At 66.8% G+C, this 15,419-nt stretch carries 14 protein-coding genes and 1 tRNA gene; 5 read left to right on the top strand and 10 right to left on the bottom strand.

Translation table 11 applies throughout. The features are described from left to right. Positions 1 to 41: 41 nt before the first annotated feature. Positions 42 to 2,324, bottom strand: coding sequence for a S9 family peptidase (locus tag B3K53_RS00850; protein WP_292082069.1), 2,283 nt, complete (start codon positions 2,322 to 2,324; stop codon positions 42 to 44). A 105-nt stretch (positions 2,325 to 2,429) separates the two neighbouring features. Here B3K53_RS00850 and B3K53_RS00845 point away from each other — a divergent pair, with 105 nt between their 5' ends. Then, the gene (locus B3K53_RS00845; RefSeq protein ID WP_292082067.1) at positions 2,430 to 3,245 is read left to right on the top strand and encodes a ferredoxin--NADP reductase; all 816 of its coding nucleotides are present in this window, start codon (positions 2,430 to 2,432) and stop codon (positions 3,243 to 3,245) included. A 4-nt stretch (positions 3,246 to 3,249) separates the two neighbouring features. Then, positions 3,250 to 3,582 (top strand): chorismate mutase, encoded by a 333-nt coding sequence (locus B3K53_RS00840; protein WP_292082066.1) that lies wholly within the window; start codon positions 3,250 to 3,252, stop codon positions 3,580 to 3,582. Between the two features lie 178 nt (positions 3,583 to 3,760). Here the strand turns inward: B3K53_RS00840 and B3K53_RS00835 are convergent, their stop codons facing one another. Then, on the bottom strand, positions 3,761 to 4,114 hold the full coding sequence (locus B3K53_RS00835; protein ID WP_292082064.1) for an Hpt domain-containing protein: 354 nt from the start codon (positions 4,112 to 4,114) through the stop codon (positions 3,761 to 3,763). Next, entirely contained in the window at positions 4,114 to 5,523 is a 1,410-nt protein-coding gene (locus B3K53_RS00830; protein ID WP_292082063.1) for an amino acid permease, read from the bottom strand. The genes B3K53_RS00835 and B3K53_RS00830 overlap by 1 nt, the downstream gene beginning before the upstream one ends. Before the next feature lie 195 nt (positions 5,524 to 5,718). Here B3K53_RS00830 and B3K53_RS00825 point away from each other — a divergent pair. Continuing rightward, a tRNA-Lys gene (locus B3K53_RS00825) sits at positions 5,719 to 5,794 on the top strand. Positions 5,795 to 5,957: 163 nt separating this feature from the next. Next, complete coding sequence (locus B3K53_RS00820; protein WP_292082062.1) at positions 5,958 to 6,899, top strand: DUF808 domain-containing protein; 942 nt, start codon at positions 5,958 to 5,960, stop codon at positions 6,897 to 6,899. A gap of 9 nt (positions 6,900 to 6,908) precedes the next feature. Here the strand turns inward: B3K53_RS00820 and B3K53_RS00815 are convergent, their stop codons facing one another. The 7 genes from B3K53_RS00815 to cyoA all read right to left on the bottom strand — a co-directional run bounded on the left by B3K53_RS00815 (position 6,909) and on the right by cyoA (position 13,828). Next, entirely contained in the window at positions 6,909 to 7,454 is a 546-nt protein-coding gene (locus B3K53_RS00815) for a response regulator transcription factor (protein ID WP_292082061.1), read from the bottom strand. Then, a complete protein-coding gene (locus tag B3K53_RS00810) occupies positions 7,451 to 8,773 on the bottom strand; it encodes an ATP-binding protein (RefSeq protein ID WP_292082059.1) in 1,323 nt (440 codons plus the stop codon). The genes B3K53_RS00815 and B3K53_RS00810 overlap by 4 nt, the downstream gene beginning before the upstream one ends. After that, entirely contained in the window at positions 8,770 to 9,477 is a 708-nt protein-coding gene (locus B3K53_RS00805) for an SURF1 family protein (RefSeq protein WP_292082057.1), read from the bottom strand. Before B3K53_RS00805 ends, B3K53_RS00810 begins: the two co-directional genes overlap by 4 nt. Before the next feature lie 69 nt (positions 9,478 to 9,546). Then, positions 9,547 to 9,936: a cytochrome o ubiquinol oxidase subunit IV gene (cyoD, locus tag B3K53_RS00800; RefSeq protein ID WP_292082055.1), complete on the bottom strand. Its 390-nt coding sequence runs from the start codon at positions 9,934 to 9,936 to the stop codon at positions 9,547 to 9,549. After that, positions 9,933 to 10,577 (bottom strand): cytochrome o ubiquinol oxidase subunit III, encoded by a 645-nt coding sequence (gene cyoC / locus B3K53_RS00795; RefSeq protein ID WP_292082053.1) that lies wholly within the window; start codon positions 10,575 to 10,577, stop codon positions 9,933 to 9,935. Before cyoC ends, cyoD begins: the two co-directional genes overlap by 4 nt. 4 nt (positions 10,578 to 10,581) lie before the next feature. Next, on the bottom strand, positions 10,582 to 12,567 hold the full coding sequence (gene cyoB, locus B3K53_RS00790; protein ID WP_292082050.1) for a cytochrome o ubiquinol oxidase subunit I: 1,986 nt from the start codon (positions 12,565 to 12,567) through the stop codon (positions 10,582 to 10,584). 37 nt (positions 12,568 to 12,604) lie between these two features. Further along, positions 12,605 to 13,828 (bottom strand): ubiquinol oxidase subunit II, encoded by a 1,224-nt coding sequence (gene cyoA, locus B3K53_RS00785; RefSeq protein ID WP_292082048.1) that lies wholly within the window; start codon positions 13,826 to 13,828, stop codon positions 12,605 to 12,607. 190 nt (positions 13,829 to 14,018) lie between these two features. Between cyoA and B3K53_RS00780 the strand changes: the two genes are divergently transcribed. Then, positions 14,019 to 15,362, top strand: a complete 1,344-nt coding sequence (locus B3K53_RS00780) for an MFS transporter (RefSeq protein ID WP_292082045.1) — start codon at positions 14,019 to 14,021, stop codon at positions 15,360 to 15,362. Positions 15,363 to 15,419 lie beyond the last annotated feature (57 nt).

The raw sequence follows: 15,419 nt of genomic DNA, 5'->3' as shown, positions 1-15,419 counted from the left end.
TACAGCCCCCCAACAGAGGGCTCCGGCAGCCGCCGCCGCGATCAGTCCGCCTTGACGGGCGCCCGCGTGCCGATGGTGCGGTCGAGGAAGTCGAGGTAGGTGCGCCATAGGTGAAGCTGCCTCTCATTGCCGCGCACGCCGTGGCGCTGACCCGGATAGAGCATGGTCTCGAAGGGGATGCTCTTTTCCTGCAGCGCGTTCAGCACCCGCGTGGTGTTCTCGAAGATGACGTTGTCGTCGGCCATGCCGTGCAGTAGCAGCAGACGCCCGGTCAGGTTGTCGAGACGGCCCAGCACGTCCGAGGCGGCATAGCCTTCCACATTGGCCTGCGGCGTCGACATGTAGCGCTCGGTATAGGCCGTGTCGTAGAGGCTCCACTCGGTCGGCGGGGCGCCGGCCAGGGCCGAGGCCAGACCCATCTTCGGCTCGGTCAGGGCCATCAGGCTCATGAAGCCGCCGTAGGACCAGCCCATCATGGCGATGCGGCTGTCATCGACATAGGGCAGCGACCGCAGGTAGTCGGCGGCGATGACCTGATCCTCGATCTCGGGCTGGCCCATCTTCAGATAGAGGGCCTGCTTGAAGGCCGCCGAACGGTCGCCCTCGCCCCGGTTGTCCAGGCGGAAGACGATGTAGCCGGCCTCGGTCAGCAGCTGGTTGGTCGCGCCCTGCCAGGCGTTCTTCACGCCGCCGCCGGAGGGCCCGCCGTAAACCTGCATGACGACCGGATAGGTCTTGGTCGGATCAAAGCCCGGCGGCGTCGTCATCTGCCACACCAGGGTCTCGCCGTGGCTTTGCAGCGTGCCGAAGGTCGGCTTCTGCTGGCGCTCGGCATAGGGCCAGAAGGGATGGCCCGGCTGCAGCCGGTTCTCTTCGATCCAGCGCAGGCGCTGGCCGTCGATCGAATACAGGGCCGACTGCGGCGGCGTGTTCACGTCGGCGTAGTTGCCGACGAAGGCCGTGCCGGTTCTGTTGACCGAGGCGCTCCACCACCCGCCGCGCGGGGTGATCTCGACCGGCGCGATCGGGCGTTTCATGCTGGCGCGGAACAGCTGCTGCTCGATCGGGTATTCCTTGCCGTCGCGCATCGAGGCAGTGAAGAAGACCTCGCCGGTCGCCTCGTTGACGCCGTCCAGCGCCTTGACCGGATAGTCGCCGCGCGTGATCGCGCGCAGACGACGACCGTCCCGGCCGTAGAGATACAGGTGCTTCCAGCCGGTCTCCTCCGACGCCCAGATGAAGTCGCCGTTCGTCAGCGGCTTGAAGTCGTGGTTCAACGGCACCCAGGCGGTCGAGCGCTGGGTGGCGATGACGCGGCTGGCCCCGGTCGTCGGGTCAACGCTCAGCAGGTCCAGCGTCTTCTGGTCGCGCGACAGGCGCTGGACGTACATCGTCCGCCCGTCCTTGGCCCAGTTGACGCGGGCCAGGTAGATGTCGGTGTCGGCGCCCAGGTCGACCTTGACCCGCTTGCCCGCCTGCACGTCCTGCACATAGAGCTCGACCACGGCGTTGGGGCGACCGGCGCGCGGGTAGCGCTGCTCGATCACCGAAGCGCCGCCGCCGGTGATGTCCAGGCGCGGGATGACGTCGACCTGGGTCTCGTCCGTGCGCTGCAGGGCGATGAAACGCTCGTCCGGGCTCCACCAGTAGCCGGTGTCGCGATCCAGCTCTTCCTGGGCGATGAACTCGGCCGTGGCCCAGGTAATCAGGCCGTCGCCGTCGGTGGTGATCGCCTGTTCGGCGCCCGTGGCCAGGTTCAGCACCACCAGGTCCTGATCCCGCACGAAGCTGACGAAAGAGCCCTTGGGCGAGACCTTGGCGTCGATCTCGTCCGCCGTGGTTTCCGTCAGACGGCGCACGGCGCCGTCAGCGCGGTTGGCCAGGAAGATATCGCCTTCCAGCGGGGCCAGGATGTAGCGGCCCTGCTCGTCCCACGAATATTCGACCACGCCGCGCTGCGAAATCCGCATGCGCTCGCGGCGTGCCTTCTCGGCCTCGGACAGTTCGCCGGCGTCGGGCACCAGGGCGCGGGCGTCGATCAGTTTGAACGGCTCGCCCCCCTTCACCGGCGCGGCCCACAGGTCCAGCACGTCCACGTCGTCCTCGCGCGAGCGCAGAAAGGCCAGCAGCTCGCCGTCCGGCGACAGGCTGACGCCCTTGGCGACCGGCCCGGACAGGGACGGATTGGCGAAGACCCGCTCGACCGTCAGGATCGAGGAGGCCGGGGCCGTGGCGGCCGGCGGCGTCGCCGGCTGCGGCGTGGACTGGGCGAAGGCCGAGGTCGCGGCCATCAGGATCGTCGAAGCAAGAAGAAATGTGCGCATGGCGGCGAAGCTAGAGGCGGAATCTTCCGCCGTCATCCGCAAATCTGCGCGGCTGCGACGCCCGCGAGCCTTTCGCATTCGCCCGCGACCGCCTAGTTAGGCCCCATGTCCGACGCCTCCCTCGCTACGCCCCCCGTCAAGGCCAGCCCCTTCCACGACCTCGAGGTCCTGTGGGTCCGCCACTGGAACGACCAGCTGTTCAGCTTCGGCGTGAAACGGCCCGAGGACTTCCGCTTCCGCTCGGGCGAGTTCGTCATGATCGGCCTTCCCGGCGAAGACGGCGCCAAGCCCGTGCTGCGCGCCTACTCGATCGCCAGCCCCTTCTGGGCCGAGGAGCTTGAGTTCTTCTCGATCAAGGTCGAGGACGGTCCCCTGACCTCGCGCCTGCAGAAGATCGTCGCGGGCGACAGCGTCCTGATGGGCAAGAAGCCGACGGGCACCCTGGTGCTGGACGCCCTGACCGGCGGCGAGCGTCTGTGGCTGATCGGCACGGGCACGGGCCTGGCGCCGTGGCTGTCGGTGGCGCGCGATCCCGAGACCTATAGCCGCTTCAAGCAGGTCATCGTCTGCCACACCGTGCGCAACGTCGCCGACCTGGCCTACCGCGACTTCTTCACCCACGAGATCCACGACGATCCGCTGATCGGCGACGAGGCCAAGGCCCAGCTGACCTATTATCCGACCGTGACCCGCGAGCGCTTCGAGACGCCGGGGCGGATCACCGACCGCATCAAGTCGGGCGACGTCTTCGCCGACCTGCAACTGCCCATCGGCTTCTCGCCCAACAGCGACCGCGTCATGCTTTGCGGCTCGATGGCCATGATCAAGGAGACCGGCGAACTGCTGGAATCCTACGGCCTTAAGGAAGGCTCGAACGCCGAGCCCGGCGACTATGTTCTGGAGCGCGCCTTTGTCGGCTGACCTGATGACCGCCCCCCGCACCGTCGCCATCGACGACCGCAAGGCCCCGGAAGACTGCGCCTCCATGATCGACGTGCGTCAGGGCGTGGATGCGCTGGACCGGGCTCTGGTAACGCTATTGGCCGAGCGTCAACGCTACATGGACGCCGCCGCCCGCATCAAGCCGAACCGCGACGCCGTCTTCGACCAGGCCCGCATCGACGACGTGGTGGCCAAGGTCTTGGCCGCCGCCGAACCCGCAGGCCTGTCGCCCGACATCGCCGAGCCGGTCTGGCGCCTGCTGATCGACCGCTGCATCGCCCACGAGTTCGCCAGGTACGACGCCACGCGAGGCTAAACTTTCCTTCTCCCCTTGAGGGAGAAGGTGGCCCGTCAGGGCCGGATGAGGGGTGTCAGCGCGACGATGACATGAGGTTGATCAACGCGACTTCCAGACCGGAAACCTCGCGTAAGCGCCCCTCATCCGTCAGGCTGACGCCTGCCACCTTCTCCCTCAAGGGGAGAAGGACCAAGGGTCACCCCTTCAGGCCCCTCAGCATCAGTTCGTGGCGATAGGCGGCGATGTCGCCCAAGGCCACGTCCAGCGCCGTCCTGACCCGCTCCAGTCCCGCCGCGGCCAGAGCCTGCTCGCCGTGCTCAACCTCATGGCAGACCGCGGCCAGATCACGCGCGCCGATGCCGGCGCCGGCCCCGCGAATGGTGTGGACGGCATCGCGCCAGCCCTCGGACGCCGCGTCCAGCAGCGGCGACCACAGGGCCGCCTGCTGGACGAACAGGCCCAGCACCTCTTCGGTCACATCGTCCATGCCGCCGGTCATGGTCTCGAGGACGGTGAAATCCACCGCCCCCGTCAGATCGCGCCGCGCCATCAGGCCTCCGGGCTCTTGGCCAGGCGGGCGTTCTTCGACGACCACAGCAGGTAGATGGCCAGGCCGAACAGGTTCCACAGCAGGAAGTACAGCTGCGTCGATGCCTTCAGGCTGAAGAAGAAGACGATGCAGCCGATGATGGCGATGCCGCCGACCAGCCACCACAGCGGGGTCCGGAACTTGCGCTCGCGGTTCGGCTCGCGCACGCGCAGCACGATCAGGCTGACGCCCACGGCCATGAAGGCCATCAGGGTGCCGGCGTTGGCCAGAGAGGCCAGTTCGTCCAGACGCATGATGCCGGCCAGGATGGCGACGACGATGGCGGTGAAGACCGTCACCACGACCGGCACGCCGCGATTGGAGATCTTGGCCAGACGGTTGGGCAGCAGGCCGTCGCGGGCCATGCCCAGGAAGATGCGGCTCTGGCCGAACAGGAAGGCCAGCAGCACGGTCGGCAGGGCGATGACGGCGGCCGCCGCGATCCACTGGGCGGCCACGCCCTGCCCCAAACCGCGCATGATCAGCGACAGGGGTTCAGGGCTGTCCGAGAAGCTGGCGACGGGCGCGGCGCCGATCGCGGCGGCGGCGACGACGATATAGAGGACCGTGCAGACCACCATCGAGCCGATGATGCCGATGGCCAGATCGCGCTCGGGCTTCTTGGTTTCCTCGGCGGCCGTGGCGATGGCGTCGAAACCGTAGAAGGCGAAGAAGATGATGGCCGCCGCCGCCATAACGCCCGTCTGGACAAAGGGCGCGCCGAAGCCGTGCGGCATGAAGGGGGTGAAGTTGGCCGAGTCGAAGTGCGGCAGGGCGATGGCCACGAAGGCCACCAGGGCGGCGATCTTCACCAGCACCAGCACGGCGTTCAGCGTGGCGCTTTCCTTGGTGCCCATCAGCAGCAGGCCGGTCACCACGGCGATGATGAAGACGGCGGGCAGGTTGATCAGACCGCCCTCGACATGCGGGCCGACCGTCAGGGCCAGCGGCAGGTCGACGCCCAGGCCGGCCAGGAAGGGAATGGCGTACCCCGACCAGCCCACGGCCACCGCCGAGACGACCAGCGAATACTCCAGGATCAGGCTCCACCCCACGACCCAGGCGAAGATCTCGCCCAGCGAGGCGTAGGAATAGGTATAGGCGCTGCCCGAGGCGGGCATGATGGTCGACAGCTCGGCATAGGCAAGGGCGGCGCAGGCGCAGACCAGACCGGCTAGGGCGAAGCTGATCAGCACCGCAGGACCGGCCAGCCCGGCGCCGACCCCGATCAGGGTCAGGATGCCGGTACCGACGATGGCGCCGACGCCCAGGGCCATCAGGTGCGGCCAGCTCAGCGTCTTTTTCAGCGCCGGCCCCTCATGCGGGACCAGCATGGCATCGATCGATCGCCGACGGTTCCAGAACGCCATGTGTGTAATTTCCTCGTGCCGCGTCTGCCGGCGGCTGATTCCGGCCGCGACCTTAGCGCGCGGAACAAACTTTAGAAAATCCCGCAATCAGCCCTTGCGCCCGCTCCGCTTCCTGAGTAATAGGACGGCCCTTCGGGCAACCCAGCGGGTCGCTGCGAAGAACCGGCGCCACACCAAGGGCGCAGACGACGGTACGGGTGATTAGCTCAGTTGGTAGAGCAGCTGACTCTTAATCAGCGGGTCCACAGTTCGAACCTGTGATCACCCACCATCGTCTCTCTCAAGTATGTCCAGACTAGGCTCTCCCTTCTCGGGGGATATCGGCGCGCCATTCGCTGCGTTCCTGTTGAAGGCGAAGCGCAGCCTCTTCCCAAGACTCATTGTCGCAGGCAGGAAACAGGCTCTGCCCTTCTTACTGCCTTGCTGGTGCGCCCATGCCCTCTGGACTGATGGCCCTGATCGACGATGTAGCGAGCATAGCCAAGCTGGCCGCCGCCTCCATCGACGACGTCGGCGCCGCATCAAGCAAGGCCGCGAGCAAGGCGGCCGGGGTCGTGGTGGACGACGCCGCAGTCACGCCGAAGTACGTCACTGGCCTGTCGCCCAGCCGCGAGCTGCCGATCATCGGCCAGATCGCCGTGGGCTCGATCCGTAACAAGCTGCTGCTGATCCTGCCTGTAGCCCTGTTGCTGACCGCCTTCGCGCCCTGGGCCATTACGCCCCTGCTGATGTGCGGCGGTGCATACCTCTGCTTCGAAGGGGCGGAGAAGGTGCTGGAGATGTTCGGCGGCCACGAGGCCGAGGAAGCCCCAGTCAGCGACGATCCCGCCCATCTGGAAAAGACCACGGTCGCAGGCGCCGTGCGGACCGACCTGATCCTGTCGGCCGAGATCATGACCATCGCCCTGGCCGACGTCGCCGACGCGCCGCTCGCCACCCAGGCCGGGGTTCTGATCGTGGTCGGCCTGGCCATGACCGTGGCCGTCTACGGCGCGGTGGGCCTGCTGGTGAAACTGGACGACATCGGCCTGCACATGGCCGAACGCGCATCCAGGACCAGCCGGGCCGTTGGGCGCGGCCTGGTCAAGGCCATGCCGGGCGTCTTCTCGTCACTGTCCATCATCGGCACCGTGGCCATGTTGTGGGTCGGCGGCGGCATTCTGCTGCACGGCACGCACACGCTGGGCCTCGCCTGGCCTGCGGAACCCGTGGAGCATCTGGCTCATGCGGTCGGCGCGGTGTTCGGGCCGCTGGCCGGCGCGATCAGCTGGACGATCACCGCCCTGCTGTCGGCCCTGTTGGGCCTGATCGTCGGCGGGGTGCTGGCCGTTCTGCTGCATCAGGCCTTGCGCCTGTTCGGACGCGGCGCGCACTGACCAGCGGCGTCAGGTGACCTGACGCTTCTCCAGCTTCCGGGCCAGGGTGCGGCGGTGCATCCCCAGACGCCGCGCGGTCTCGGAGATGTTGAAATTGGTTTCGGCCAGAACCTCGTGGATGCGCTCCCACTCCAGGGTCTTGATCGAGGTCGGACGGGCGCTGAGGGCGGCGTCGGGGTCGCCTTCCTGTCGGGCGAAGGCCGCCTCGATCTCGTCCGTGCCGGCGGGCTTGGCCAGATAGTGACGCGCGCCCAGCTTGATGGCCTCGACCGCCGTGGCGATGCTGGCGAAGCCGGTCAGGACCACGATGTCCAACTCAGGATCAAAGGCGTGCAGGGTCTGGACGCAGGTCAGGCCCGAGGCCGCGCCCAGCTTCAGATCCACCACGGCGTAGCGCGGATGATGAACCGCCAGCAGTTCCACCAGCTGCTCATGGCTGCGCGCCGAAACCACCTCATAGCCCCGTCGTTCGAACGACTTGCGCAGGGTCTTGGCGAAGGCTTCGTCGTCCTCGACGATCAGCAACTGGCGGGGGGCGTCGTTCGGTTCGGTCATTTGGGAGCCAGGGCCTCCAGAGGCAGGGTCAGGCGCACGCTGGCGCCCCCGTCGCGTCGATTGACGGCGACGACGCCGCCGCCCAGCTTGCGCATCACATTGACCAGCAGGAAGAGCCCCAACCCCGCCCCTGCCCGTCCCTTGGTCGACTGATAGGGCTGGCCCAGCCGCTCGAGGATGTCGGGCGTGAAGCCGGGGCCGTCGTCGTTGAACTCGACCGACAGCAGATCGTCGCCCAGCGTCGCCGCGATGACCATCCGCTCGGCCCCGGCTTCATGGGCGTTATCCAGCAGGGCGCTGAACACCTGCTTCAGGGCGGGGTCGGCGATGATGCGCGGATTGCGCGGCGTTGGATCCTTCAGCACCACGCCCATGGCGTCGTTCGACTTTTCACGCCAGTCCGCCACGATCTCGGACAGGAAGCCGCCCAGGGTGGTGATGGTCGGCGCCTCGCCCCGCGCCTCGCCCGCCGACATCAGGATGCCGGTGACGATGGTCTTGCAGCGCTCGACCTCGGCCTGCATCTCGGCGATGTCGGAGGTCAGGTCCGCGTCGGCGGCCAGAGCCGGCATCCGCTTCCAGTCGCTGAGGATGACTGACAGCGAGGCCAGGGGCGTGCCCAGTTCGTGCGCCGCGCCCGAGGCCAGCAGCCCCATGCGGACGATGTGATCCTGCTCCGCCGCCTGCTGCCGCGCGTCGGCCAGGTAGGCGTCGCGCGCCCGCACGTTCTGCGTCGTGCGCGTCACAAAGGCGACCAGCAGCACGGCGATCAGGATGAAGTTGACCAAGGCGCCGGCCTGGATCAGCCCCATGTGGGCGTCGGTGTCGGGCGGCAGCGGCAACGGCTGGTGCCAGACCGCCAGCCAGGCCAGACAGGCGCTGGTGACCAGAACAAAGCCCCAGGCGTAGGGCGGCCGCAGCAGCACCGCCGCCAGCACGATCTGCATCAGATAGAGGGCCGCAAAGGGATTGCTGGTCCCGCCGCTGAAGAACAGCAGCCAGGTCAGGGCGGCCACGTCCACGAAGAGCGCCAGCATCAGTTCGGGATCGGTCACGCTCTGACGACGCAGGGTGACCGGGGCGCTGGCCAGGTTCATCATCGCCAGCCCGGCCGGCGCCAGCAACAGCATCCCCAGCGGCAGCGGGATCTTCAGCCCCCAGTGGACGACAGCGATCGTCACCACTTGGCCGATCACCGCCAGCCAGCGCAACTGGATCAGCAACAGCATGTTGCGCCGCCCCGCCGCGCCCGGCGACACCGGCGCCTCGGCCCGGTCGTCCAGACCCAGCAGGCTGCGTGCGAACCGCATCGCGCTCATCGCCTGCGCTTCCTTTCCTCGCGCAGGAAGAAGACAAAGCCCGCCGCCGACATCAGCGCCAGCCCGAACCAGGTCAGGGCATAGATCAGGTGGCTGTTGGCGAAGCGCACCACGGTGAGGCCGCCGCGAGGCCAGCCGCCGGGATTGGGTGTGGCGTCGGCGTCGATGAAGTAGGACGCGACCGGCCCTTCGAGGCCCCTCGCCTTGGCGATGGCTGCCACATCGCGCGAAAACCAGCGGTCGCCCGCCGGATCATTGGCGCGCAGGAAACCACCATCCGGCTCGCTGAGACGCAGCAGGCCGACAACGGTCTGCGGCCCCTCGATCTGACCCGCGGTGCGGTCCGAAGGCTTCTGCCGCTCGGGCGGGACAAAGCCGCGGTTGATCAGGACCGTAAAGCCTTGATCGGTCATCAGCGGCGTCACGACCCAATAGCCGGGCCCCAGGTCCGTGACCGCCTTCACCAGGGCCTCGTGCCGATGATCGAAGCGGCCGCTGACGACGACCCGACGATACTCATCGGCCTGGCGCGTGATGGTCTGGTCCGGCGGCGGCGCGGCGACGGGCGCGGCGTGGATGCGGGCCTCGACCTGACGGATCAGTTCCCGCTTCCAGGCCAGCCGTTGCACCTGCCAGACGCCGAGCGCCGAGAAGCCCGCGAACAGAACCGCGAACACGACCGCGCCCAGGATCAGGGCGGTCATGCTGCGCGGCGGCCGGACAGGTCGCGACGACGGCTCTATGGCGCTTCTCCCTGCCTCGCCCGCTGGGGCTCAGCCCATGGTCTGCATGTCGTGGGTGGGCATCATGTTGACGTTCAGATGGTACATCACCCAGACCGAGCCCGCGACAGCGATCACCACGATGACGATGGTGAAGATCAGCGCCAGCATGTTCCATCCGCCCTCGGACTTATGGTTCATGTGCAGGAAGAAGATCATGTGCACGATGATCTGCACCACGGCGAAGGCCGTGATGACCAGACCGGTCGTCTGGGGCGCCAGGGCCTCGGTCATGACCAGCCAGAACGGGATCGCCGTCAGCACGACCGACAGCAGGAAGCCGATCATGTAGCTCTTGAACGAGCCATGGTCGTGATCGTCGCCGTGGTGGTGATCGTCGTGATGATCGACAGCGTGTTCGTTGTGGGCCTCGGCGCTCATCGCAGCATCCCGAACAGATAGACGAAGGTGAAGACGCCGATCCAGATGACGTCCAGGAAGTGCCAGAACAGGCTGAGGCACATCAGGCGGCGCTTGTTGGCCGGGATCAGACCCTTTTGCCAGACCTGGACCATCAGGGTGACCAGCCAGATCGTGCCGAAGGTGACGTGCAGGCCGTGGGTGCCGACCAGGAAGAAGAAGGCCGACAGGAAGCCGCTGCGCTGGGGCGTGGCGCCCAGGTGGATCATGTGGGCGAACTCATAGAGCTCGATCCCCAGGAAGCAGAGGCCGAACAGGCCGGTGATCGCCAGCCAGGTCTGCATCTGGGCCGTGCGGTTCTTGACCATGGCCAGCATGGCGAAGCCGTAGGTGATCGACGACAGCAGCAGCATGGACGTGTTCAGCGCCACCAGCGGCAGGTCGAACAGGTCCTTGGGCGCCGGGCCGGCGGCATAGTTGCCGCCGATCACGGCATAGACGGCGAACAGCATCGCGAAGATGAGGCAGTCGCTCATCAGATACATCCAGAAGCCCAGCATGGTGCTGTGGCCTTCCGGGTGATGCGGTTCCTCGACCGGGTGGTAGATCGGCCGCCCGGCCTCGTCGACGTAGTCGGGGTTCAGGGAAGAAGCGTGGCTCATCGGATCACCCCTGCGACGTTGCGGCCGCCAAGGCCTTGGAGCGCGCGTCCTCGGTCGCCTGCACCGTTTCGGCCGGGATGTAGTAGTCGCGCTTGTAGTTGAAGGTGTGGAAGATGGCGTAGGCGATCAGGGCGAAGAAGCCGAGCGCCGCCAGCCACCACATATACCAGATCAGGGCGACGCCCACGACCGTCGACAGGCCGGCCAGGATCACGCCCGCGCCAGTGTTGGACGGCATATGGATGGCCTTGAAGCCCTCGACCGGACGCTCGTAGCCGCGCGCCTTCATGTCCCACCAGGCGTCCGAGTCATGGATGATCGGCGTCTTGGCGAAGTTGTAGTCCGGCGGCGGCGAGGACGTGGCCCACTCCAGGGTGCGGCCGTGCCACGGGTCGCCCGTCTCGTCGCGCAGCTTGTCGCGGTTGATGATGGAGACGGCGAACTGGATCAGCATGGCCAGGATGCCGACGGCGATGATGCCGACGCCGACCGCCGCGATGACGAACCAGATCTGATAGGCCGGATCGTCGAAGACCCTCATCCGGCGCGTCACGCCCATAAAGCCCAGGACGTACAGCGGCATGAAGGCGACCCAGAAGCCGACCACCCAGCACCAGAAGCTGACCAGACCCCACTTCTTGTCCAGCTTGAAGCCGAAGGCCTTGGGCCACCAGTAGTTGATGGCGGCGAACAGGCCGAACAGCACCCCGCCGATGATGACGTTGTGGAAGTGGGCGATCAGGAACAACGAGTTGTGCAGGACGAAGTCAGCCGGCGGCACCGCCAGCATGACGCCCGTCATGCCGCCGATCACGAAGGTCAGCATGAAGGCGACCGTCCACATCATCGGCAGCTCGAAGCGAATGCGGCCGCGATACATGGTGAACAGCCAGTTGAACAGCTTGGCCCCTGTCGGGATCGAGATGATCATCGTCGTGATCCCGAAGAAGGAGTTCACGGATGCGCCCGAGCCCATGGTGAAGAAGTGGTGCAGCCACACCAGGTAGGACAGGATGGTGATCACCACTGTCGCATAGACCATCGACGTGTAGCCGAAGAGCTTCTTGCCCGAGAAGGTCGAGGTGACTTCCGAGAAGACGCCGAACAGCGGCAGGATCAGGATGTAGACCTCGGGGTGACCCCAGATCCAGATCAGGTTCACGTACATCATCGGGTTGCCGCCGAAGTCGTTCGTGAAGAAGTTGGTGCCGATGTAGCGGTCAGCCGACAGCAGGGCCAAAACGGCGGTCAGCACCGGGAAGGAAGCCACGATCAGGACGTTGGCGCACAGCGAGGTCCAGGTGAAGACCGGCATCTTCATCAGGCCCATGCCCGGCGCGCGCATCTTTACGATGGTCGCGATCAGGTTGATGCCGGACAGGGTGGTGCCCACCCCCGCGATCTGCAGGGCCCAGATGTAATAGTCGACCCCGACGCCGGGGCTGTAGCCGATGCCGGACAGCGGCGGATAGGCCAGCCAGCCCGTGCGCGCGAATTCGCCGACGAACAGCGACATCATCACAACGATCGCACCGGCCGTCGTCATCCAGAAGCTGAAGTTGTTCAGGAAGGGGAAGGAGACGTCGCGCGCCCCGATCTGCAACGGCACCAGATAGTTCATCAGGCCGGTGATCATGGGCATGGCCACGAAGAAGATCATGATCACGCCGTGAGCCGTGAAGATCTGGTCGTAGTGGTGAGCGTTCAGGTAGCCCTCGGCGCCGCCGAAGGCCATGGCCTGCTGCAGGCGCATCATCAACGCGTCGGCGAAGCCGCGCAGGAACATGACGAGGCCGAGGATCATGTACATGATCCCGATTTTCTTGTGGTCCACCGTCGTGAACCACTCGGTCCAGAGGTAGCCCCACAGCTTGTAGCGGGTGATCAGGGCCAGGGTCGCCAGGCCGCCGAGAACGACGACGGCGAAGGTGACCACCAGGATGGGCTCGTGGAACGGCAAGGCGTCCCAGGTCAGCCTTCCGAAGATCATGGATGCGATTTGATCAGTAGACATGTGGGTCAGGCGCTCAGGATTGCGACGCGGGCGCGTCGGCGGCGGCAGGCGCGGTGAAGGCGGAGACGAAGGACGGGGCGGACTGGGCCAGTTCGGTCGCCTGGCCCGGACGCGCCAGGCCGGCCCCCATGACGCGAGCGGTCGGCGTCGAACGGGTCATCTCGGCGGCCAGCTGCTGGCGACGGCGGGCGGCGTCGACGGCGGCCTTCTCGGCCTCCAGCGGGGTGCAGACGGCCATGACGTAGGAGTCGCCCGAACCCAGAACGGCCTCGCCGCGACGGGCGTACTTGTCATAGGCCAGCGGCCAGGTGGCGTGGACGGCGGTCAGGCCCAGGCCGCCCTTCTTGTCGATGGCCATCATCTCGCCCATGCACATCTTGCCCGGCTCGACGCACATGTTCAGCACGGCGTCGAACAGGCCCTCGTCGACCGAGGCGTAATGGATGACCGGCACCTTCTCGCTGGGCTTCTCCAGCTCCAGATAGGTCTCGCGATCCAGGCTCTTGCTGTCGGCGCGCACGCCCGCGACCCATTGGTCGAAGCCGGCGTCGTCCAGGCCGTGGAAGGCGAAACGCATATTGGAGAAGCCGTCGCCGGAATAGTTGGCCGAGAAGCCGACGTATTCGCCCGGGCGGTTGATGACGGCGTGCAGCTTCGTCTCCATGCCCGGCATGGCGTAGATCTGACCGGCCAGGGCGGGGATGTAGAAGGAGTTCATCACCCCGGTCGAGGTGATGTGGAAGCGGATCGGCCGATCGACCGGCGCGGCCAGCTCGTTGACCGTGGCAATGCCGTACTCGGGGTAGATGAACAGCCACTTCCAGTCCATGGCGACCACGTTGACCTGAAGCGGCTCCACCCCTTCGGCGACGGCCTGGCCCTTGTTGACCCGGTCCAGCGAGCGGTAGGGGTCCAGCAGGTGGGTGCCCGACCAGGTGATGGCCCCCAGGCAGATGATGATCAGCAGCGGCGCGGCCCAGATCACCAGTTCCAGATGGGTCGAGTGATCCCAGTCCGGCTCGTAGCGGGCTTCCTTGTTCGATTCCCGGTACTTCCAGGCGAAGAAGATGGTCAGCGCCATCACCGGGATGATGATGATCAGCATCAGGAAGACCGACATCAGCAGCAGGTCTCGCTGCTGGGCGGCGATATCCCCGGCCGGCGACAGCACCACGGCTTCACAGCCAGGCAGCAGGGCCAGCAAGGGCAACAACAGAAGGGGTCGCAGGCGGCGCACGAAGGCTCCTGTCCGGAAATGAGGCTCTGGCACGGTCATTGTGCGCCGCCCCTACCCCCGGCCGCCAAGAGACGACATTGGACAATCCGTCCTATCCCCCCCGACGCCGATCGGGAGCAAATGGCGGCTTTCGTCATTCTTACCATGTCGGCGCGCGTGTCGCGCCCGGGTCCAGGGAACGTCATCAATCATGAACGCCACCAGCGGCGCGCCTTCTTCAGAGTCCCTTGAGCGGGACGCCAGCCAGATCAACGCGCGACACGGCAAAATCGACGCCGGAGAAATCGCGATCGGCGTGATCATCGGTCGCACGTCGGAGTTCTTCGACTTCTTCGTCTATGCGATCGCCTCGGTCGTGGTCTTTCCGCAGTTGGTCTTCCCCTATGCAGGGCCGCTGGGCGGGACCCTGCTGTCCTTCGCCGTCTTCGCCGTGGCCTTCCTGGCTCGTCCCCTCGGCACGGCCCTGTTCATCGAGATCGACCGGCGCTTCGGACGCGGGACGAAGCTGACCATCGCCCTCTTCCTGCTGGGTCTGTCCACCGTCTGCCTCGGCTTCCTGCCAAGCTACGCCCAGGCGGGCCACTGGGCGGCGGTCATGCTGATCGTGCTGCGCATCGGTCAGGGCGTGGCCCTGGGCGGCGCCTGGGACGGCATGGCCTCGCTGCTGGCCGTCAGCGCGCCCGAGAACCGTCGTGGCTGGTACGCCATGGTGCCGCAGCTGGGCGCGCCCTTCGGCCTGATCGTGGCCAGCGCCCTGTTCGCCTACTTCCTCAGCAAGCTGTCGGCCGCCGACTTCCTCGACTGGGGCTGGCGCTATCCCTTCTTCGTGGCCTTCGCCATCAACGTCGTGGCCCTGTTCGCCCGCCTGCGCATCGTGGTGACGCCTGCCTTCCAGGCCGCCTTCGAGACTCTGGAGCTGCACCCCGCCCCGGTCGGCAAGACCGTGCGTGAAGAAGGCGGCGGCATCGTCATCGGCGCCTTCGCCCCCCTGGCCAGCTTCGCCATGTTCCACATGGTGACGGTGTTCCCGCTGTCCTGGGTCTTCCTCTACACCGAGGAGGCGCCCAGCCGCTTCCTAATGATCGAACTGGTCGGCGCCGTCTTCGGCCTCGCCGCCATCCTGGCCTCGGGCTGGCTGGCGGATCGCTACGGCCGTCGCGCCCTGCTGGGCGTCACCGCCGCCGGGATCGCCGCCTTCTCGGGCTTCGCACCGCAGATGCTGGACGGCGGCCCCCTAGGCGAGCTGGCCTACATGATCCTGGGCTTCGTTTTGCTGGGCCTGTCGTTCGGTCAGGCTTCCGGTTCGATCGCCTCCAGCTTCAGCCTGGCCAACCGCTACACCGCCTCAGCCCTGACCTCGGACCTGGCCTGGCTGTTCGGCGCAGGCTTCGCCCCTCTGGCCGCACTGGCCCTGTCGGGCAAGTTCGGCCTGGCGGCCGGCGGCGGCTATCTGCTGTCGGGCGCGGTCTGCACCCTGCTGGCCCTGTGGCTGAACCGCGAGCTGGGCCGCGGCCGGGCCGGCGCCAAGACCTGACGTCCCCCACACGGGCTACTCCATCTTAACGGGGGCGCGATCCGGATCGCGCCCCCG

This window comes from Brevundimonas sp. UBA7506, assembly GCF_002479495.1.
Lineage (GTDB): Bacteria > Pseudomonadota > Alphaproteobacteria > Caulobacterales > Caulobacteraceae > Brevundimonas.
Note: the sequence above shows the minus strand (reverse complement) of the source record. Positions and strands in the feature narration are given on the sequence as shown.